The organism is Paenarthrobacter sp. NPDC091711, assembly GCF_044756605.1.
Taxonomy (GTDB): Bacteria; Actinomycetota; Actinomycetes; order Actinomycetales; family Micrococcaceae; genus Arthrobacter.
On sequence record NZ_JBIVTF010000010.1, the window covers coordinates 86,199 to 104,176 of the forward strand.

The following is a 17,978-nucleotide window of genomic DNA, read 5'->3' on the forward strand; positions in this document are numbered from 1 at the left end:
CTTTAAGCCGTGCGCGCAGACGGGTTCCGATGCCTAAAACTGTCAGTCCGCCTTGATAAACTAGGTAAACCGAACCCAACGTATGACCGCCTGCTCCAACTTTTGACAATATGTTCCTGACTTTGCGGAGATAACAGTGATCACAGTTCTCGCCATCACCTTTGTAGCGGCAACTGTGGCGCCCTTGATCTTTAGCAAACTCGGCAGAAACGCGTTCTATGCCCTGGCAGCGGTGCCCGCAGGCGCCTTTATTTGGCTGCTGCTCCAGTACAACGCCGTATATTCCGGCGGAGGCATAGAAGAGGTCCTTCCGTGGATCCCCAGCTTGAAGCTGGAACTCGCCTTCCGCATGGATCCCTTGGCTTGGGTCATGTCGCTTCTGATCCTCGGCGTCGGATCTTTGGTGTTGGTTTATTGCGCCCGTTATTTCAAGAACGAGGACGCGGACCTCGGCGGATTCGGAGCTCAGCTCCTTGCCTTCGCCGGGGCAATGTTTGGTTTGGTGACGTCCGATGACCTCCTGATGCTGTTCATCTTCTGGGAGCTCACCACCATCCTGTCCTACCTGCTGATCGGCTATGCGCGCACCCGGTTGGCTGCACGCCGATCTGCGTTGCAGGCACTTATGGTGACCACTGCGGGTGGGCTGGCAATGCTCGTAGGCCTCATCATCATGGGCCAGGCTGCCGGCACATACCGGATTTCAGCCATTCTGGACCAAGCCGGGACGCTCATGAGCGGACCGATGCAAGGAGCGGTGGCTTCCGCCGTCGTGCTTATCCTGGCCGGCGCGGTGACCAAATCGGCGCTGGTCCCGTTCCACTTCTGGCTCCCGGGAGCGATGGCCGCCCCCACGCCTGTGAGCGCCTATCTGCACGCCGCAGCCATGGTGAAGGCGGGCATCTACATCGTTGCGCGCCTGGCACCGGGCTTTTCGGAGTCGGAGTTCTGGCTGCCGGTGGTCTTGGGGCTGGGCCTGGCCACCATGCTCGTGGGCGGCTACCGGGCGCTTCGCCAAACCGACATTAAGCTCATCCTCGCTTACGGCACTGTCAGCCAGCTCGGATTCCTCACCATGGTGGTGGGTCTGGGTCGCCCTGACGCTGCCCTCGCCGGGCTGGGATTGCTGCTCGCCCATGGCCTGTTCAAAGCAGCATTGTTCCTGGTGGTGGGCATCATCGACCACCAATCGGGGACACGCGATATCCGCAAGCTTTCCGGAGTTTTCCGTTCTTCGCGGGCCCTCGGAGTGGTGGCCGGTATTGCGGCAGCGTCCATGGCCGGCGTGCCGCCACTGGCTGGTTTCGTGGCCAAGGAGTCGGTCTTCGAAGCCTTCGTCCATTACGGCACCGGCGATGATGCTCCGGTATGGGGCATCTGGATCCTGATCGGGCTGGTCATCGGTTCCATCCTCACTTTCGCCTACAGCGCCCGCTTCATGTGGGGCGCGTTCGCCGTGAAGCCGGGCGTTGAACCCACACCTTTCAAACCCATCAAGCCCGCGTTCCTTGCTGCCCCGGCCATCCTCAGCGTGCTCACCATCGTGTACGGCCTCTGGCCGGCCCCCGTGGACACATGGATCCAGCCTTATGCGGCGTTGTTCGCCAACCGTCCAGACGCGGTCGACGCCGGGCACCTGGCTTTGTGGCATGGCGTCACCCCCGCTTTGGGCCTGACAGCGATTACTTTCGCGGCCGGCGCTGCGATGTTCTACGGGCGCAACCTTGTCTCCCGTGCTCAAGGCTTGGTTCCTGACTGGGTGGACGGCGACCGCGCCTACCAGAACACCATCGGCGCCTTGGACGATGTTGCGGTGTGGGTCACCGGCCGCACACAGCGTGGTTCCCTGTACTTCTACCTGGCAGTCATCCTGACGGTAGCTTTCGCTGTGCCGGCGACCGCCTTGATCATGGCTAACAAGCCGCTGCCTGACGGTATCTACGTCATTGACCCGAATTCCCCGCTCCAGTTGGTGGCTGGAGCCGGAATCGTGGTGGGGGCACTGGCCGCAGTCCGTGCCAACAAGCGTTTCCTCGCTGTTCTCATGGTGTCCGTCACCGGCTATGGCATTGCACTGATGTTTGCTTTGCAGGGTGCGCCGGACCTCGCCCTCACCCAGATGCTGGTGGAAACCATTGTGCTGGTGGCGTTCGTGCTGGCCATGCGCAGCCTCCCCGCAGAGCTCAGGGACAGGACCGGAGGCCGGCTCAGGGTGATTCGTGTGATCATCGGTGCGGCGTTCGGTATCACCATGATCTTTGTGGCGATTTATGCCATGGGCGCCCGTGTAGCTACTCCCATTTCGCTTGATTTCCCGCGGTTGGCCTATGAAGGCGGCGGCGGTCTGAACGTGGTCAACGTGACCCTCGTGGATATCCGCGCTTGGGATACCTTTGGCGAGATTTCCGTGCTGGCTATTGCAGCCACGGGTGTCGCCAGCTTGATATTCGTGCGCAGCCGCGGCGATCGCATCAAGACCTCGGACGCTGTGCCGGAAGGCAGCGTGGGGCGCCGCACCGGCGTCGACCGCGATTCGCACGACGGCGCCTCGCTGGCCGTTGCCAAAAAGTTCACTGACGTCACCCGCGACGCGTGGCTGGTGGCCGGACGCACGCTCGCACCTGAGCGACGCTCGATCATCTTTGAAGTGGTGACGAGGCTGATCTTCCACTCGATGATCGTCTTCTCCATTTACCTCCTCTTGGCCGGACACAATTTGCCGGGCGGCGGCTTCGCAGGCGGCCTCACCGCAGGACTCGCCCTCACCATCCGGTATCTGGCTGGTGGCCGATTCGAGCTGAGTGAGGCAGCGACCATCAGCGCCGGCACGCTTTTGGGGACGGGACTTGCGACGGCGGCAGCCTCCGGTGTTGTCCCGCTCTTCCTTGGCGGACAGGTATTCCAGAGCGCCATCATTGAGTTCTGGCTGCCGGTGTTTGGCGACGTCAAGTTCGTCACGTCTACGATTTTCGACATCGGCGTGTACATCGTGGTGGTGGGGTTGGCGCTGGACGTCCTCCGCAGCCTCGGTGCCGAAATCGATGAGCATTTTGAAGGTAAAGGCGCGCCGCTGGCGGAGGAAGATGCCGCCGAGCATCCGGAACTTGCCCACGAAGCCGCCGAGTCCGCTGCGCTCGGGAAGGGTAACTCATGAGCATCAACCTGACCCTCTTGATCGTCATGGGCGTCCTGTACGCCTGCGGCATCTACCTGATCCTGGAACGCAGCCTGACGCGTGTGCTGTTGGGTTTGATGCTGTTGGCCAACGCCACCAACATCCTCATCCTGAGCACCGGAGGTTATGCCGGCCTGGCACCCCTGTTCAGTAAGGAAACGAACCCGGAGACCTACAACGATCCCTTGCCCCAGGCGCTGATCCTGACGTCGATCGTCATTTCCTTCGCGGTGACGGCCTTCATGCTGGGGATCATCTACCGCACCTGGGTCCTGGCCCGTCAGGACGAGATCCAGGATGACCTCGAAGACGTGCGCGTGGCCAAGACGCCGAGCTTCGACGCCGAGGACGACGCCATTGTTCCGCTGGAAACCTCGGAATTCGCGGTCACTCCTGCAAGCCCGGCGGATCGTGAAAAACCGGACGCCACGGAGACCCCCAATACGGCAACAACCCAGGAAGGAGGCAGCGCGTGAATCTCGCGAACCTGTCGCCGCTAGCTGTCCTCCTGCCAATTCTGGGTGCGGCTCTGGCCTTCCTGCTGATCCGCCACCACAGCGCCCAGCGGGTGGTGAGTATTGGCATCCTCAGTGCAACCCTCCTGCTCGAATGCCTACTCCTGATCTCTGTCTGGGACGGGGGTACCACCTCGGTCACTTTGGGCGGATGGTTGCCGCCGTGGGGCGTGGTCCTGGTGGTGGACCAGTTCTCCTCGCTCATGCTGGTGGTCTCCACCGTGGTGAGCCTGGCGGTGTTGATCTACGCAACGGGGCAGGGTATGGCCGACGGCGACCAGGAAGCCCCGGTCTCGATCTTCCACCCCACCTACCTGATCCTGGTGGCGGGCGTTTCCAACGCGTTCCTGACCGGTGACCTCTTCAACCTTTACGTCGGTTTCGAGATCCTGCTGACAGCAAGCTACGTCTTGATGACGCTGGGTGGGACGGGTCCGCGCATCCGTGCAGGCGTCACGTACGTGGTGGTTTCCGTGGTGTCCTCCGTGCTGTTCCTCATTGCCATCGCCATGATTTACGGGGCCACCGGAACCATCACCATGGCGGACCTGGCCATCAAGCTGGCCGAGTTGGATCAAGGTACCCAGAACCTGCTGCACGTGATGCTGCTGGTGGCGTTCGGCATCAAGGCAGCCGTCTTCCCCCTGTCCTTCTGGCTTCCGGACTCTTATCCCACCGCCCCCGCTCCAGTGACCGCCGTGTTCGCGGGCTTGCTGACCAAAGTGGGCGTCTACGCAATGGTCCGCACGGAAACTCTCCTGTTCCCGGGGGACACGCTCAATGTCCCGCTGATGGTGGTGGCGTTATTGACCATGATTGTCGGAATTCTGGGTGCCCTGGCCCAGAGCGACATCAAACGTCTCCTGTCCTTCACCCTGGTGAGCCATATTGGTTACATGGTGTTTGGCCTCGCCATGAGCTCCGTGGCCGGGCTGGGCGCCGCGGTCTTCTACGTAGCCCACCACATCACCGTCCAGACCAGTTTGTTCCTGGTCACGGGACTCATTGAGCGGCGTGGTGGAAGTTCTTCCATTGACCGTTTGGGTGGCTTGGCGAAGCTCTCTCCGCTGCTGGCCTTGCTGTTCTTTATCCCCGCAATGAACTTGGCAGGCATTCCGCCGTTCTCAGGTTTCCTTGGAAAGCTGGGGCTGCTGCAAGCAGGTGTGGAGCTGGGGACGCCGTTGGCGATCACGTTGGTGGTGGGTGGCGTGGTCACCAGCCTGCTGACACTGCTGGCGATCGCCCGCGTCTGGAACAGGGCGTTCTGGCGCAAGCCGGAGGACGCTGAGTACCCGGACCCCGTGTTGAAAACCCCGGGGAACGTGGGAGTACTTCCGCGGACCATGGTGGGATCCACGGCTGGACTGGTGGTGTTCGGTGTTGCACTGACGGTCTTTGCAGGTCCGTTGTTCAGGGTTGCTGACGGGTCCGCCGGGATCATGTTGGACCGTTCGGCGTATATCCACTCGGTTCTGGGGGACTCCGTTGTGGTGCCACCGTTGGCTCAGAAGGGTGAAACGCAGAAGGACCAGAGCCCAGCGGATGATGCACGGACGGGGGAAGCCAAATGAGCCGTAAACCGATCTCGTTCCGCACTGAACTGCCCCTCCTGATCTGGCTGGTGATTGTGTGGGGTGCCTTGTGGCGGGACTTCAGCCCGGGCAACCTCCTGTTCGGCGCCTTGATTGCCGTGCTGGTGGCCAAATTCTTCTACCTACCGCCGGTGGAGCTCAGCGGCAGGTTCAACGTCCTGCGCGCCATACCTTTTGCCCTGATGTTCCTCGCCAAAGTGGTGGCAGCGAGCTTCCTGGTGCTGTACCTCGCTGTAGCCAAAGGGCCCAGGGTCCGCAGCGCCGTCGTCGCCGTCCCGTTGCGGAGCCATTCCGATCTCATGGTGACGGCCACCGGTCACGTCATCTCGCTGATCCCCGGCTCCCTGGTGGTGGAGGTGGACCGTTCCACTTCCACGTTGTACCTGCACGCACTCAACATTTATGAAGAGGCGGACATCGACAAAATTCGTCAGGAAACCCAAGACATTGAGGCAGGGCTGATCCGCATTATGGGTACGCGCGAAGAAGTCGAGGCACTCAGAGCCGAACAGCGTCCGGGGCTGGAAGGGGCAGCGCTGTGAAGGAAGTAGTCCTGGTGGTAACCGCCGTGATCCTCAGCCTGGCTGCCGCGGGTGCGATTGTCCGCATCGCCGTCGGGCCTTCCCTCTTGGACAGGGTCCTGGCATCAGATGTTTTGCTGGCCATCCTCGGTGCTGCCCTGGCGATCGACATGGCGCTGAACAAGCACCTGAACAACCTGATGCTGCTGGTAGCCCTGGCGGTGATCGGGTTCATTGGCTCGGTGACCGTTGCCCGGTTCGTGGCCGAGCGGAGGGAACAGAACAATGAGTCCTGACGCCTCCGGTCTTGACGTTGTCATTGATGCTGTCACCGCTGTGTTCCTGGTAGTGGGAGCCCTCATGTCCCTCGGTGCAGCCATTGGTCTGCTGAGATTCCCGGACCTCATGAGCCGCATGCACGCAGCCACCAAACCGCAGGTCCTGGGGCTGTTCCTCATGTTGGCCGCGATCGGACTCCAGATGCGCACATGGTGGGTGTGGCCGGTTCTGTTGGTGGCATGGATTTTCCAGCTCCTCACAGCGCCAGTGTCCGCGCACATGGTGGGCCGCTCCGCGTACCGCACCAAGCATGGACACCGCGAAAAGCTCACCAAGGATGAACTGGAGGCCGTGGTCCAAAGGGCGGCTGCCGGCCAGGAACCCGGGAGCGACAACTAAACTGCGATAAACAAAAACAAGCGCGGGCCCACTACAGCGGACCCGCGCTTGTTTGTTCTCTGGCTGATATCTAGACGATGTCCTGGGACTTGGCGAAGCGGGCGATGGCACGCTGCGTTCCGCGGTTGGCGAGGACCTGGATGAGGGTGCTCACGAACGCGGAAATCAAGGCAAAAGTCAGGGCCGAGCGCAGGCTCGTCTCCACGTCATCGTTGCCTGTGGGCGGCTTGTTGCCGGTGGCTTTTTCCCACCCTTTGTTGACGAGTTTGGTTCCGACGAAGCCCGCTCCGAGGCTCACTCCGGTACCCAGTAGCTTGAGGAAGAGATTCATGTCCCCAGCCTAGCTGCAACGCAGGGCGAACACTGTCAGCGGCGGTTTTCCCGTTCCTTCAGGAACGCGGCCATGGAGCCAACCGGCGCCAGGACCGGGACAACCGTGTGTTCGGCCGACCATACGTGGTCCACCGTCAGGAACCCGGAAATTTCCTTGAGCAGGTAATACGTGGGTGGCATCAGCTTCAGGGTGCCCGCCGCCTCGGAGGCGAGAATTCCGGCCACCGGCATCCAGAGTGATTTCCAGGCCTCCGTGGTTTGGTGCTGGGGCTCAGCCCCTGGGGCGGGCTTGGCGACGTAGAAGTAGGTGTCGAAGCGCTTGGGCATGTCCGTCGGGGTAACCCAGTTGGCCCAGGGACGGAGATCAGCGGCGTTGATGTTCAGTCCGGCTTCTTCACGGACTTCGCGGATTGCGGCTGTCAGCACTGTCCCGGCATTCCTCGCTGCTTCGCCCGGCTCCGCCCCGATGGAGCTCTGGTTCCAGTCTGCCGAGTGCCGTTCGAGCAGTTCCGCCGGGTAGTCCCACCCGGACCCGTCCGCAGAGTCCACGCGTCCTCCCGGGAAGACCACCATGCCAGCGGCGAAGTCCATGGTGTCCACCCTGTGCTGGACGAACGCTTCGAGCCCGTCCGGGGCGTCGCGGAGCAAGATAACGCTTGCGGCGAGACGTGGTTGCGGCACAGTGCCCTCAGTGCTGGGTGGGTCCTGCTTGGGAAGGTCAGTCATGAAATGTGCCCCTTTGCCGCGGTGACGTCTGCTGGTTCATTCTCTCAGGTCCGGCTGTGGGGCCTGGTGTGCGTGCCAAAACGCGGGGGGAGGGCGCAGAGCGGGCCTCGCAACGCACCCCGTACTCGTTGTGGGGCCTGGTGTGCGTGCCAAAACGCGGGGGGAGGGCGTAGAGCGGGCCTCGCAACGCACCCCGCAGCCCCCGGAAGGCGATTGTGACTGGACAGCAACACCCGCCACGGGCTCAGGTGTAAACTGAACCAGCCCATCAGGGCAGATTTGATAACGACAGGGGAGCGCCGCCGTCGGACCCTGCAGAGATGCAGGAGACGCGAGGGCGCTGAGAGTGCGGACAGCCGCAGACCCTCGAACCTGATCCGGTTAGTACCGGCGCAAGGGAGTCGAGCTTCTCAGAGTGTCCGGATCCGGGGGGCGCAGGCCAACCGGGTTGCGGGGAGCACTTTCCCCTCCTGTAACCTCAGGAGGCAGAAAATGACCACGGTAAACGTGAAGAAGACCAGTTATAACTGGCGTGTTGTAGACATTGTTGTGGCGGCTTTGATCGCTATTGCCGGCGGCGTGATCTTCTGGGCATGGTCCCAAGGCGCGGCACTGGTATCCATCCCCATGAACGCGACGTATCCGCCGCTCACCGGTCTGATCGCCGGTGGGTGGATGATCCCCGCTGTCCTGGGCATGCTCATTATCCGCAAGCCGGGTGCAGCGCTGTTCTGCGAAGCTGTGGCCGCCACGGGCGAGCTCATCATGGGTTCGCAGTACGGCACCACTGTGCTCATCTCCGGCATTCTGCAGGGACTGGGCGCCGAGCTCATCTTCGCTGCGTTCCGGTACAAGAAGTTCAACCTGCCCACGGCCCTCCTCGCGGGCGCTGGCGCGGGCCTCTTCTGCGGTTTGAACGACTCCTTCCTGCCCTGGGGCTGGAACATCGCCTACGAGGCGGTGGACAAGCTGGCGTACATCACCTTCACCACCATTTCCGGGGCGATCATCGCGGGCGCACTCTCCTGGGCTGCGACGCGCGGCTTGGCGAAGACCGGCGTGCTGAGCTCCTTCGCCTCGCGCAAGGCCGCTTCGGAGCCAGTTTTCAACTGATGTCCGCCACGCAAAACGGCGCGGTGCGGCCTGCCGCCATCTCAGCCGAGGGCTGGGGGTGGCGGCATTCCGGCCGGGCCCAAGCCGCCATTCAGGGCCTCGACCTTCGGATTGAACCGGGGGAGCGGGTGCTGCTGCTGGGTCCTTCCGGCGCCGGCAAGTCCACGCTACTGCATGCCTTGGCGGGCGTGCTGGGTGACGAGGAAGACGACTCGGATGAAACCGGCTCACTGCTGATCGACGGCGTTGCTCCCCGTGAGCAGCGTGGCCGCGCCGGGCTGATGCAGCAGGACCCGGAAACGCAGGTGGTCCTCTCCCGGGTGGGGGACGACGTCGCGTTCGGTGCGGAGAACCTGGCCGTCCCGCGGGAGGAGATCTGGGCGCGCGTCCATGAAGCGCTCGACGACGTCGGCTTGCGTACCGCGGCAGGCGGCGGTTTGGCGTTGGATCACCCGACGGCGGCACTCTCCGGAGGCCAGAAGCAGCGCCTTGCGCTGGCAGGCATTTTGGCGATGCGACCCGGCCTGATCCTGTTGGACGAACCTACGGCCAACTTGGATCCGGCCGGCGTTCTGGAGGTCCGTGATGCGGTAGGGCGGTGCCTGGACAAGACCGGCGCCACCCTTGTTGTGGTGGAACACCGCGTATCCGTGTGGAAGGACCTGGTGGACCGGATTGTGGTCCTGCAGCCGGGGTCAACCGCGGCTCACGGCTCCGCTGGCGCAGCCGGGGCCACAGGGGGAGTCCTCCTGGACGGCCCGCCGGATCACGTCCTTTCAGAAGCCCGCAGCATGCTCATGTCAGCCGGCGTCTGGGTGCCTGGATACGTCCCGGCAACCCGGGAGCGCAGCAACGAGACCCACGCCGCACAGCTACTTCTCGCGTCGCAGGACCTCGCTGTTTCCCGGGAAAAGCCACGACGCAAGGGCTTCAAGACCATCCCGCCCGTGCCGGTTCAGATGGGCATCAGCGCACAGGTCAGGGCCGGCCAGGCACTGACCATCACGGGTCCGAATGGTGCCGGCAAGTCCACTTTTGCGCTCACGTTGGCCGGTCTTCTGGCGCCGGTGGACGGCAAGGTCAGTGCCGCCGTCGAGCTTTCCGAGGGCGCCGGCATTGATCCGTACAAGTGGAAAGCCGAGCAGTTGATTTCCCGCATTGGGACGGTTTTTCAGGAACCTGAACACCAGTTCGTTACGGGCAACGTCCTGGATGAGCTCATGTTTGGTCCGAAGCATCTTGGCCACGGCGAGGACCGCGTGGATGAACTGCTGGAGCGCTTGCGGTTGACGCACCTGGTGGATGCCAACCCGTACACGTTGTCCGGCGGGGAGAAGAGGCGACTCTCGGTGGCCACGGTCCTCGCGGCCCATCCGAAAGTGCTTGTCCTGGACGAGCCCACGTTCGGTCAGGACGCTAACACCTGGGCAGAACTGGCGTCGTTCCTTTCCGAGCTGCTGGACGCCGGAACCGCGGTGGTCTCCGTGACCCACGACCAAGAATTCAGTGCCGTGCTCGGCGGAACGGAATTGCGGCTCGGCCCGGTCCAACAGGGTGAAGCCACGCGTCAGGAAGCGGGTGCAGCATGAGGGACGCCCTGAACCTGCGCGGGAACCACGCCCTCCTGACCAAAGCCAACCCTTTGGCCAAGTTCGCGTCCGTCTTCCTGATTTCCCTGGTGCTGGCCTTGTCCATCGACTGGGTCTCCGCCTCCACGGCACTCCTTGCGGAACTGGCGCTCTTCCCGCTGGCCGGACTCACCCTCAGGCTTCTGTGGCAGCGGGCCTGGCCCTTGATCATCGCGGCAGCGATCGGCGGCTGGAGCACCGCAATTGTGGCGGCGGACAGCGGCGCTGTACTGCTCGACGTCGGACTCTGGTCCATCAGCGAAGGTTCCCTGGAGCTGGGGCTGGGTTTCATGCTGCGCGGCTTGGCGATTGCGTTGCCGGCGATCCTTCTGATGACCTGCACCGATCCCACCGACTTGGCTGATGCCTTGGCGCAGAAGGCAAAGCTGCCGCACCGCTTTGTCCTGGGCTCCCTCGCGGCGATGCGGCTGGTGGGGCTGATGGCTGAGGAATGGCAAACAATCGGAATGGCCCGCCGGGCCCGTGGCGTGGGGTCCCAAGGCAGCCCGTTCCAACGGCTGAAAGCAACCCTCGGCCAGAGCTTTGGCCTGTTGGTCCAAGCCGTCCGCAGGGCTTCCCGGCTGGCAGTGACCATGGAAGCACGCGGTTTCGGCGGCGGGCAACGGACGTGGGCGCGTGAATCCAAGTACTCGATGCTGGATGCGTGGGTGGTCCTCGGCGGACTGGTCATCGCAGCCGGTGCGGTGCTGACGGCCGTAGGGACCGGAACCTGGAGTTTCGTCTGGCGCTAGCGCTGTAGGCGTTGGTGAGCTGGCACCAAGCGTGCCGCCGGCCTGTTGGGGGCGCCGGCGGCACTTCGCTGTTCAGAGGTGGTTATGGCGCCTGCTGCTCCTGGATTTCGTCGAACCCTGCGCGGGTCAAGAAGCCCAACTGGGCTTCCTTCTCAGCGAGCTGAATGATGGGACCCAGCTCAAAACACGTCGCTTCCAGGCGCCGGAGGGCCTTGGCGTTGCGGGAGTCCGGCTCCACCACAATCCGGTCCTTGCCCGGCAGGGAGAACATGTACTTGATCAGGGACGTGCCAAGCTTCGGCGTGAAGTGCGGAATGGGCCGGGTGGCCGGGGCTAGAAGCAGGTGCATGCCGATGTCTGCCTCGCGGGCCGGGTAGGCCTCGCCCACGGGATCGTGCAGCGGCTCGTAAGTCTGGAAGAGGGCCAGTGGCTCGCCATCAAGGATGGCCAGGAAGGTGTGGTGGGTTTCCAAGGAGTCAAGGAACTCGTAGATCTCCAAGACTTCTTCCCGGGAGTTCTCCGTCATGCCCCAGAACTTGGCACGGGGCTGGGTGACCCATTCGAAGATGAGGTCTATGTCCTCGGCAGGAACCAGCGGGACAAGCCGCAGCGCGCCCCATCCTTCGAGGTCTTCGGAGTAGACGGTGGAGCGGACGGAGAAGTCCTGGGTGGTGGTGGTCATGGCTTCCTTCGGGGCTGATGCGGGCTGGTGCGGAGTTGATGCGGGTTTGCTGGGAAACGGGGTGGGTCAGCGGTGATCCCTGGTCAGTTCAGGCCAGTCAGTGACCACGGGGGCGAGTTGCCCTGCGGTCCAGAGCGGGAGCTGATCGGCGAAGTGCTGGTGGCCCGGTGTGCCGGAAGAACCGAATGGCACTATCCAACGGCTGTTGCGCCGATCGGCCAGGTCCCAGACGTAACGGGCTACGGGTCCACGGAAGCTTCGGTCATCCACGCCGGGCAGGCTCTCGGTGCACAGAACACAGCCGGTGTCTCCGCTGAGATCAGCAGTGGGCGCGGAGGAGGCGAGCGGTCCGGGGAGGACATGAACGGCCAGAAGCTTGTGCCGGTCACCCCAGGCAGCGCCGTTGAGCATGGCCTCCTCCAAGGCCACGTCTTCAAGCGCTGCGGCGGCTTCCACTCCAACACTGATGCCAAGTTCGTTGCCACGAACCAGCAGGGTCTCCACGGCGAAACCAATGCGGGAGGCCACGGACAGCCACGGCCCGAAGAGTGGCGAGTAGCCGGTGGGCTCATTCAGGGGAGCCAGTGCAGGGTGCCGGGCCAGGCGCTGGACCATGGCACCGCGCCATGCTGCGAAGACCGCAGCCTGGTGGCTACCGGCATCCATCACTCCATCCCACGTCAACAACAGCGAACGCAGTTCCTTGGCCTCCGCGGACAGGTCCTCGGCGGCCAGCCCGGACAGCAATGACCGGAACAGTGGCCACGGACCCAGCAAGGCGTCCATGTGGATGGCTTGCTGGTCATCCGCGGACAACGGCGCCGGAGTCGACTCCAGGAGCTCCCTTATACGCAGGGCACGGTGTGCGGGCGCGAACTCCATGGCCACGGCATCACCGCCGCCGGCATCGCGGTCGTTCGCGCTCACGGCAAAACGCTGAACCTCGGTGCGGGGCAGGACCACATACTGTCCTTCCCACTGATGGCGGGCCGAGAAGGCCGGGGCGGGCAAGCGGCGGTTGGCCGGATTTCGTTGCGGAACCAGTCCGGCAACAAAATGCCGAACAGACCCGGAAACGTCCGCGGCCACCACGCTGTTGACGGGCTCCACCCAAGCATCGAACGCGGCTTCCACCTCGGAGGCGCTCCGGCTCCGCAGCAGCGGGAGGAGGGCCTCGAAACCCAGCCGCCCCTCAACCCTGGCCGGGAAGCGCAAACTGAGTGCTCCGCCGTCGGGCGTTTCGGAGATGACCGGACCGCGCGCGGTTTCGATAATCTCAACGGACACCGGCTCACCGCCGCGGACGGTGATGGTTTCGGAACTCACGACGACGGGTTCCCAGGCTTCCGCTCCCCGCGCCTCGACGCGTTCTCCAAAGGTGTCGCTGATCCGTCGCAACTCCTCCACGAAGAGGTCCTGGTAATCGGCCATGGCGTTGGTGATGGCCCAGGCGGTGTTGCCGGTGTGGGCAAAATGCGGGAGGCCGGGAACACCGGGGAACGCGAATCCGATGGCGTCGAACTCTGGGCAGGCCAGCCGTATTTGTTGGTACACGCCGGGGAGTTCCATGAGCCGGTGGGGGTCGCCGGCTATCAGCGGCAGGCCGGTGGCCGTCGTCGAGCCGTGGGCGGCCCACGCGTTACTGCCTGACCAGACGGGCGCTTCGATGCTGAACAGGCTGACGGCATCCTCGCCGAGCGTCCGCGCGACGTGTGCCCGAAACAGTTTGTTGGGGAAGGTGGAGAAGAGGATGTGGTGCACCAGAAAGACGCCGAGCGGGGTCCACGGGTTCCAAGGCTCGGGTTCGCACCCGGACTCTTGGAACTCGGCTCCGCCCCTATGGCCTTCCGCCAGTGCTTGATTGACGCCCGCCACGTACTGCCCGCACCAGCGTTGAGTGACGGCGTCGAGGTTATCGAAGCAGCGGCGCGCGGTGTCATCCAGCCGCGCTTGGCGGGCAAAACGGTCCCAGAGCACCGCGTCTGCGCCCAGTACTTCGGCTGTGCGGCCTTCCGAACGCCACCGTTCCAGCTCGATCTGCCAGGAGCGGTCCGTGGCCGCATTCATACCTTGCAGAAAGGCGAGTTCATCGGCTGAGTCAGCCCACAAGTGCGGGATTCCCCACTGATCCCGGTACGTTCCGGGGCCGCCTGCCGGGGCGGGTTGCTGCGTTGGGGCAGGCGTCATAATCTTAGGCCGCTTTCGAGCTTAGGTTAGGCTTACTTAAGCTCAAGATAAATGGCTTTGGCCCCGTTCACAAATCGTGGACATTCGTGAAGGAGTGTTGCTTGAAGCGCAATTGGGAAGGCGTCGTCCTCAAAGTCATGGGCGCCAAGGACTTCACCCTGGAAGTCACGGGGAGCGAAGAAATCACCCCGGACTTCCTCCGCGTGCACGTGCGGGACGGCGGACTACTGGAGCGCAGCGGCCTGCATCCCACCATGTGGATCCGGCTCTGGTTCAACGATTCCGGTAAGGCCCACCAGCGCGCCTACACCTTGGTCAACGCGTCCCCTGCGGACGGTACGTTCAGCATGGACTTCGCGATGCACCACGGCGTTGCTGCGGATTGGGCGCGCTCAGTGCAGCCAGGCGACACCATTGATGCCACCGTCCAAGGCAGCTCCTTCACTTTCCCGCGGCCAGCCCCGCGGCGGATCTGGGTGGTAGGCGATCCCGCTTCCATCCCGGCCATCAATTCACTGCTGGATGAGCGGCAGCGCGTTGCTGCAGGCGCAGCTCCCGTGACGGCGTGGCTTGAATACCAGCACGACGCCGACCCCTCGCTTGAGGTGCGTACCTCCGATTCCGACGTCGTCACCTGGGTTCCGCGCAAACGTGACGGTGCCGCCCTGGTGGAGGAAGTCTGCGCTGCGCTCACGGCAGACGCTGTTTCCGTGGGGGACGACTTTTTCTGGATCGCCTGCGAAGCATCAAGTACGCGGGCAATCGTCAAGCACCTGAGGAAAGAACTCGGAGTGGATAAGCACCGGATTGATGCTCTGGGGTACTGGCGGGTCTAGCGATTGGCGGGTTACTCGCGCCAGTTAAGAAAGCCCTTCTGTCCCTCCGGCGGCGTGAGCACCACGTCGCGCCCATACTTCTTCCTGGCGTCAGCCCCGGAGAAGGCGTCCGGGACGATGCGGACCGCTTTGGTGACTTTGCCGTCCTTCAAGAAAACGAAGAGTGCCGGTGACGCGGTGTAGCGGCTCTCCTTGGTGAGCGGTTCCCCAAAGGCTTCCTCGATGTCCTTGGCCGGGGTTCCAGAGGTGACAAAACCTGCTTGGTCCCAGTCGAAGTCCGTGGCATCGGACAGCTTGAGCGCCGTGCCGTTCGTGGCGGACTCCAGGACCTGATTGTTGAGGTGGTCGTTCGTTTCGGGCATGACGGATCCTCCGAGGGAACAGGCGGCCAAGGCGCAGGCCAGAACTAAGGTGAGCAGGCTGGTCATGGTGACGCGGGGCACCGCAGTCTTGGCGCGGCGTCGAACGTTTGTGGTGGCAGGACGACTCACGAAGTAGTCCTGGACTCGTCGTTGAACTCCGGATCCTCACCAGGTGCCGGCTCGGCATTACCCGCGTCACCCGTCTGGTCGGCGGGGATCTGGTTTGACGGGTGCGGCAACAGGTCAGGTCCCACCACCACAGTGTCTCCGTTGTTGACGGCTTCCTCGATCAAGTCTGCAAGCTCCTCAGCACTGGCGTCCGGATTGGCAATGGCCACATTGCGACCAACCTCATTGTTGTACAGATCCATTGCTTCGCGTGGAGCCGGGTTTCCGGGAAGTTGCTCGTGGGCGGTGGCGTAGTCCTCAGCCCAGTCAGCGCCGAACTCCTTGACCATGAGGGCGTTCCAATAGGCGTGGCGGAAAGCGTCATTTTGGTCATCGTTGCGGTCTTCGCTGGGGAATCGCTCATCGGCAACACTGAAGGCGTCGTCGTGAATGCCCTTGAAAGCGTTCAGCTCAAAAGGTCCAAGGCCGTTCAGCAGTTCCGCTTCCTTCTCGGTAACCACCCTCTGATCCGTCACGAAACGCAGCGGATCCCAGTCGCCGGGCCAGTTGGTGGTCTCGGCGTCGCTGACTTGGTACTGCTCCAGGATTTCCTGGGGCGTGGGCTGGGTGGGGTCCGTGGCCTTTGTTGTGGGATCATTAGCCGGTTTGGCGGAGTCGCCCGAATCGCCTGAACCGCTGCCTCCGCTACCGCTGCCGCCGCCTCCCTGAGTGGACGCACTCGACTGCTCGTCCGCATTGGTGAGCACCGACTTGGACGCTTCTTCTATCCCTCGGGAGGCCCTTTCAAGCAGCGGCCGCAAGTGGCCCTGCCACTCGGAGGCGAAGCGTTTGGCGTCTTGTCCCTGCCAGTAGCCGCCCTGCGCGATCAAGGAGTCGAGTTCCCGGGCGCGGGTGGTCAGCAGCGAGGCCCCGCTGGCAAGGGTTTTCGATAGTGCTTTGAGCTGATCGACGTCGGCGCCGTAGAAAGGCATATTTCCCCCTGAGCTTTCCTGTACATCCTTCGCCAACTCCCGTTGGGGCACAATGGGGAGCTCTACCCTTGAAGAAACTGAGGGAAAGCGTTCACCCACGGCGAGTCGCCGACGTCGTGCTCTTTATCGCACAGGGCGGGTACGGTGTGATGTTTACCGCTGAATTGGCATGTTGCACTGAACTTCTAGCTCACTTGTGATATTTATTGGTTATGACGCAACCTACCGCCGAACATGTAGGCCTCCTGCTCCGCGACGCCCGTGGCGAAAAAGGCTGGACGCAGGGGCAGCTGGCTACTGAGCTGGGAACCAGCCAGAGCGCAATCGCCCGGATGGAACAGGGCAAACAGAATCTCAGCCTCAGAATGATCGAACGCCTCGAAGCCATTTTTGGGCGCTCCATCGTCAAAGTGGCCAAGCCGCAGATGACCCACCTCCGCGTGGAGGGCGGCCGGACCCTCTCCGGTGAAGTGGACGTCAACAGCAGCAAGAACGCCGGCGTGGCCCTCCTGTGTGCGAGCCTCATCAACCGCGGCACCACCACGCTGCGACGGCTCGCCCGGATCGAGGAAGTCAACAGGATCGTTGAGGTGCTGACCTCCATCGGCATGGAATGTACATGGCTCAACGGCAGCGACCTCCGCATCCGGCGCCCCGAGGTGCTGGATCTTGAGTCCATGGATGTTGACGCCGCCCGGCGTACCCGCAGCGTCATCATGCTGCTGGGTCCCCTCCTGGACGAAACCAGCGAATACCTTCTTCCCTACGCCGGTGGCTGTGACCTCGGAACGCGCACGGTGGAACCTCATATGCAGGCGCTTCGCCAGTTCGGCCTTGAGGTAGAGGCGAAGTCCGGTTTCTACTCCGTGACTGCACCTCCCGCCGACGATCTCGATCGCTCCTTCGTCCTGACCGAACGCGGCGATACCGTAACGGAGAATGCCATCATGGCGGCGGCCCACCGCGAAGGCACCACCATCATTCGGAACGCCAGCCCCAACTACATGGTGCAGGATCTCTGCTTCTACTTGGAGGGCCTCGGTGTGGAGATTGACGGCGTGGGAACCACCACGCTGAAGATCACCGGACGCTCGGCCATTGATGTGGATATCGAGTACTTCCCGTCGGAGGACCCGATTGAGGCCATGAGCCTGATCACCGCCGGCATCGTGACCAACTCCGAGGTCACCATCCGCAGGGTTCCCATCGAGTTCATGGAAATTGAACTCGCCACCCTGGAGCAGATGGGCCAAAACCTCGAGGTTTCCGGCGAGTACATGGCACGCAACGGGCGCACCCGTCTGGTGGACGTAACCACCAAGCCATCGGAGCTCCGCGCCCCGCAGGACAAGATCCACCCGATGCCGTTCCCTGGCCTGAACATCGACAACCTGCCGTTCTTCGCAGTGATCGCGGGCAATGCCGAGGGCCAGACCATGATTCACGACTGGGTCTACGAGAATCGTGCCATTTACCTGACGGAACTCAACAAATTGGGCGCTCAGGTGCAGCTCCTGGACCCGCACCGGATCTACGTCAACGGCCCCACCAAGTGGCGTGCCGCGGAAATCGGCTGCCCGCCCGCCCTGCGCCCGGCCGCTTGCCTGCTCTTGGCCATGTTGGCTGCCAGGGGAACCTCGGAGCTTCGCAACATCTACGTGATCGAGCGCGGCTATGAGGACCTTGCAGAGCGCCTGAACACCATTGGCGCGAAGATCGAGTACTTCCAGGACTAGCGTCGGTCGCTGCCGGACGCGCCTGTTCCCGCTGGACGCGCC

General features: G+C 63.2%; 17 protein-coding genes and 1 riboswitch. Of the genes, 11 read left to right on the forward strand and 6 right to left on the reverse strand.

Annotation, left to right across the window (positions count from 1 at the left end):
* Positions 1 to 136: 136 nt before the first annotated feature.
* The 6 genes from ACIQH5_RS15450 to mnhG are packed head-to-tail and all read left to right on the forward strand — an operon-like array spanning position 137 to position 6,481.
* Positions 137 to 3,154: a Na+/H+ antiporter subunit A gene (locus tag ACIQH5_RS15450; protein ID WP_400404886.1), complete on the forward strand. Its 3,018-nt coding sequence runs from the start codon at positions 137 to 139 to the stop codon at positions 3,152 to 3,154.
* The gene (locus ACIQH5_RS15455) at positions 3,151 to 3,651 is read left to right on the forward strand and encodes a Na(+)/H(+) antiporter subunit C (protein ID WP_105692226.1); all 501 of its coding nucleotides are present in this window, start codon (positions 3,151 to 3,153) and stop codon (positions 3,649 to 3,651) included. The genes ACIQH5_RS15450 and ACIQH5_RS15455 overlap by 4 nt, the downstream gene beginning before the upstream one ends.
* Positions 3,648 to 5,261, forward strand: coding sequence for a Na+/H+ antiporter subunit D (locus ACIQH5_RS15460; protein ID WP_400404888.1), 1,614 nt, complete (start codon positions 3,648 to 3,650; stop codon positions 5,259 to 5,261). The genes ACIQH5_RS15455 and ACIQH5_RS15460 overlap by 4 nt, the downstream gene beginning before the upstream one ends.
* Positions 5,258 to 5,824 (forward strand): Na+/H+ antiporter subunit E, encoded by a 567-nt coding sequence (locus ACIQH5_RS15465; protein ID WP_400404891.1) that lies wholly within the window; start codon positions 5,258 to 5,260, stop codon positions 5,822 to 5,824. The genes ACIQH5_RS15460 and ACIQH5_RS15465 overlap by 4 nt, the downstream gene beginning before the upstream one ends.
* The gene (locus ACIQH5_RS15470; protein WP_400404894.1) at positions 5,821 to 6,099 is read left to right on the forward strand and encodes a monovalent cation/H+ antiporter complex subunit F; all 279 of its coding nucleotides are present in this window, start codon (positions 5,821 to 5,823) and stop codon (positions 6,097 to 6,099) included. The genes ACIQH5_RS15465 and ACIQH5_RS15470 overlap by 4 nt, the downstream gene beginning before the upstream one ends.
* Positions 6,089 to 6,481 carry a monovalent cation/H(+) antiporter subunit G gene (gene mnhG, locus ACIQH5_RS15475; protein ID WP_400404897.1) on the forward strand — a complete coding sequence of 131 codons (393 nt, stop codon included), beginning with the start codon at positions 6,089 to 6,091 and terminating at the stop codon, positions 6,479 to 6,481. The genes ACIQH5_RS15470 and mnhG overlap by 11 nt, the downstream gene beginning before the upstream one ends.
* 70 nt (positions 6,482 to 6,551) lie before the next feature.
* On the opposite strand, the gene ACIQH5_RS15480 is transcribed toward mnhG, so the two are convergent.
* Both ACIQH5_RS15480 and ACIQH5_RS15485 read right to left on the reverse strand, forming a co-directional pair.
* A complete protein-coding gene (locus ACIQH5_RS15480; protein ID WP_024818347.1) occupies positions 6,552 to 6,812 on the reverse strand; it encodes a DUF4235 domain-containing protein in 261 nt (86 codons plus the stop codon).
* A 35-nt stretch (positions 6,813 to 6,847) separates the two neighbouring features.
* Positions 6,848 to 7,540 (reverse strand): NUDIX hydrolase, encoded by a 693-nt coding sequence (locus tag ACIQH5_RS15485; RefSeq protein WP_400404899.1) that lies wholly within the window; start codon positions 7,538 to 7,540, stop codon positions 6,848 to 6,850.
* 280 nt (positions 7,541 to 7,820) lie between these two features.
* A riboswitch (TPP riboswitch) is annotated at positions 7,821 to 7,957 on the forward strand.
* Between the two features lie 75 nt (positions 7,958 to 8,032).
* Here ACIQH5_RS15485 and ACIQH5_RS15490 point away from each other — a divergent pair.
* From ACIQH5_RS15490 to ACIQH5_RS15500, 3 genes are read left to right on the forward strand one after another with little or no spacing between them, the layout of a single operon-like run.
* Positions 8,033 to 8,653: an ECF transporter S component gene (locus ACIQH5_RS15490; protein WP_400404902.1), complete on the forward strand. Its 621-nt coding sequence runs from the start codon at positions 8,033 to 8,035 to the stop codon at positions 8,651 to 8,653.
* Entirely contained in the window at positions 8,653 to 10,242 is a 1,590-nt protein-coding gene (locus ACIQH5_RS15495; RefSeq protein WP_400404905.1) for an ABC transporter ATP-binding protein, read from the forward strand. Before ACIQH5_RS15490 ends, ACIQH5_RS15495 begins: the two co-directional genes overlap by 1 nt.
* Positions 10,239 to 11,033 (forward strand): energy-coupling factor transporter transmembrane component T family protein, encoded by a 795-nt coding sequence (locus tag ACIQH5_RS15500; protein ID WP_400404908.1) that lies wholly within the window; start codon positions 10,239 to 10,241, stop codon positions 11,031 to 11,033. Before ACIQH5_RS15495 ends, ACIQH5_RS15500 begins: the two co-directional genes overlap by 4 nt.
* 82 nt (positions 11,034 to 11,115) lie before the next feature.
* Here the strand turns inward: ACIQH5_RS15500 and ACIQH5_RS15505 are convergent, their stop codons facing one another.
* Positions 11,116 to 11,715 (reverse strand): GNAT family N-acetyltransferase, encoded by a 600-nt coding sequence (locus ACIQH5_RS15505; protein ID WP_400404911.1) that lies wholly within the window; start codon positions 11,713 to 11,715, stop codon positions 11,116 to 11,118.
* 66 nt (positions 11,716 to 11,781) lie between these two features.
* Entirely contained in the window at positions 11,782 to 13,902 is a 2,121-nt protein-coding gene (locus ACIQH5_RS15510; protein ID WP_400404913.1) for a penicillin acylase family protein, read from the reverse strand.
* A gap of 101 nt (positions 13,903 to 14,003) precedes the next feature.
* Here ACIQH5_RS15510 and ACIQH5_RS15515 point away from each other — a divergent pair, with 101 nt between their 5' ends.
* Positions 14,004 to 14,738: a siderophore-interacting protein gene (locus ACIQH5_RS15515; RefSeq protein ID WP_400404916.1), complete on the forward strand. Its 735-nt coding sequence runs from the start codon at positions 14,004 to 14,006 to the stop codon at positions 14,736 to 14,738.
* Positions 14,739 to 14,749: 11 nt separating this feature from the next.
* Here ACIQH5_RS15515 and ACIQH5_RS15520 read toward each other — a convergent pair whose 3' ends face one another.
* Positions 14,750 to 15,229 carry a hypothetical protein gene (locus ACIQH5_RS15520; RefSeq protein ID WP_400404919.1) on the reverse strand — a complete coding sequence of 160 codons (480 nt, stop codon included), beginning with the start codon at positions 15,227 to 15,229 and terminating at the stop codon, positions 14,750 to 14,752.
* Positions 15,226 to 16,200, reverse strand: coding sequence for a WXG100 family type VII secretion target (locus ACIQH5_RS15525; protein WP_400404921.1), 975 nt, complete (start codon positions 16,198 to 16,200; stop codon positions 15,226 to 15,228). The genes ACIQH5_RS15520 and ACIQH5_RS15525 overlap by 4 nt, the downstream gene beginning before the upstream one ends.
* 212 nt (positions 16,201 to 16,412) lie before the next feature.
* Between ACIQH5_RS15525 and ACIQH5_RS15530 the strand changes: the two genes are divergently transcribed.
* Positions 16,413 to 17,936 carry a UDP-N-acetylglucosamine 1-carboxyvinyltransferase gene (locus tag ACIQH5_RS15530; RefSeq protein ID WP_400404924.1) on the forward strand — a complete coding sequence of 508 codons (1,524 nt, stop codon included), beginning with the start codon at positions 16,413 to 16,415 and terminating at the stop codon, positions 17,934 to 17,936.
* Positions 17,937 to 17,978 lie beyond the last annotated feature (42 nt).

Bases quoted from the DNA above. Each gene is read 5' to 3' on its own strand.
- ACIQH5_RS15490 (WP_400404902.1), top strand. From the start codon at position 8,033: ATGACCACGGTAAACGTGAAGAAGACCAGTTATAACTGGCGTGTTGTA.
- ACIQH5_RS15525 (WP_400404921.1), bottom strand. From the start codon at position 16,200: ATGCCTTTCTACGGCGCCGACGTCGATCAGCTCAAAGCACTATCGAAA.
- ACIQH5_RS15510 (WP_400404913.1), bottom strand. From the start codon at position 13,902: ATGACGCCTGCCCCAACGCAGCAACCCGCCCCGGCAGGCGGCCCCGGA.
- ACIQH5_RS15495 (WP_400404905.1), top strand. From the start codon at position 8,653: ATGTCCGCCACGCAAAACGGCGCGGTGCGGCCTGCCGCCATCTCAGCC.
- ACIQH5_RS15530 (WP_400404924.1), top strand. From the start codon at position 16,413: ATGACGCAACCTACCGCCGAACATGTAGGCCTCCTGCTCCGCGACGCC.
- ACIQH5_RS15485 (WP_400404899.1), bottom strand. From the start codon at position 7,540: ATGACTGACCTTCCCAAGCAGGACCCACCCAGCACTGAGGGCACTGTG.
- mnhG (WP_400404897.1), top strand. From the start codon at position 6,089: ATGAGTCCTGACGCCTCCGGTCTTGACGTTGTCATTGATGCTGTCACC.
- ACIQH5_RS15465 (WP_400404891.1), top strand. From the start codon at position 5,258: ATGAGCCGTAAACCGATCTCGTTCCGCACTGAACTGCCCCTCCTGATC.
- ACIQH5_RS15505 (WP_400404911.1), bottom strand. From the start codon at position 11,715: ATGACCACCACCACCCAGGACTTCTCCGTCCGCTCCACCGTCTACTCC.
- ACIQH5_RS15500 (WP_400404908.1), top strand. From the start codon at position 10,239: ATGAGGGACGCCCTGAACCTGCGCGGGAACCACGCCCTCCTGACCAAA.
- ACIQH5_RS15480 (WP_024818347.1), bottom strand. From the start codon at position 6,812: ATGAATCTCTTCCTCAAGCTACTGGGTACCGGAGTGAGCCTCGGAGCG.
- ACIQH5_RS15455 (WP_105692226.1), top strand. From the start codon at position 3,151: ATGAGCATCAACCTGACCCTCTTGATCGTCATGGGCGTCCTGTACGCC.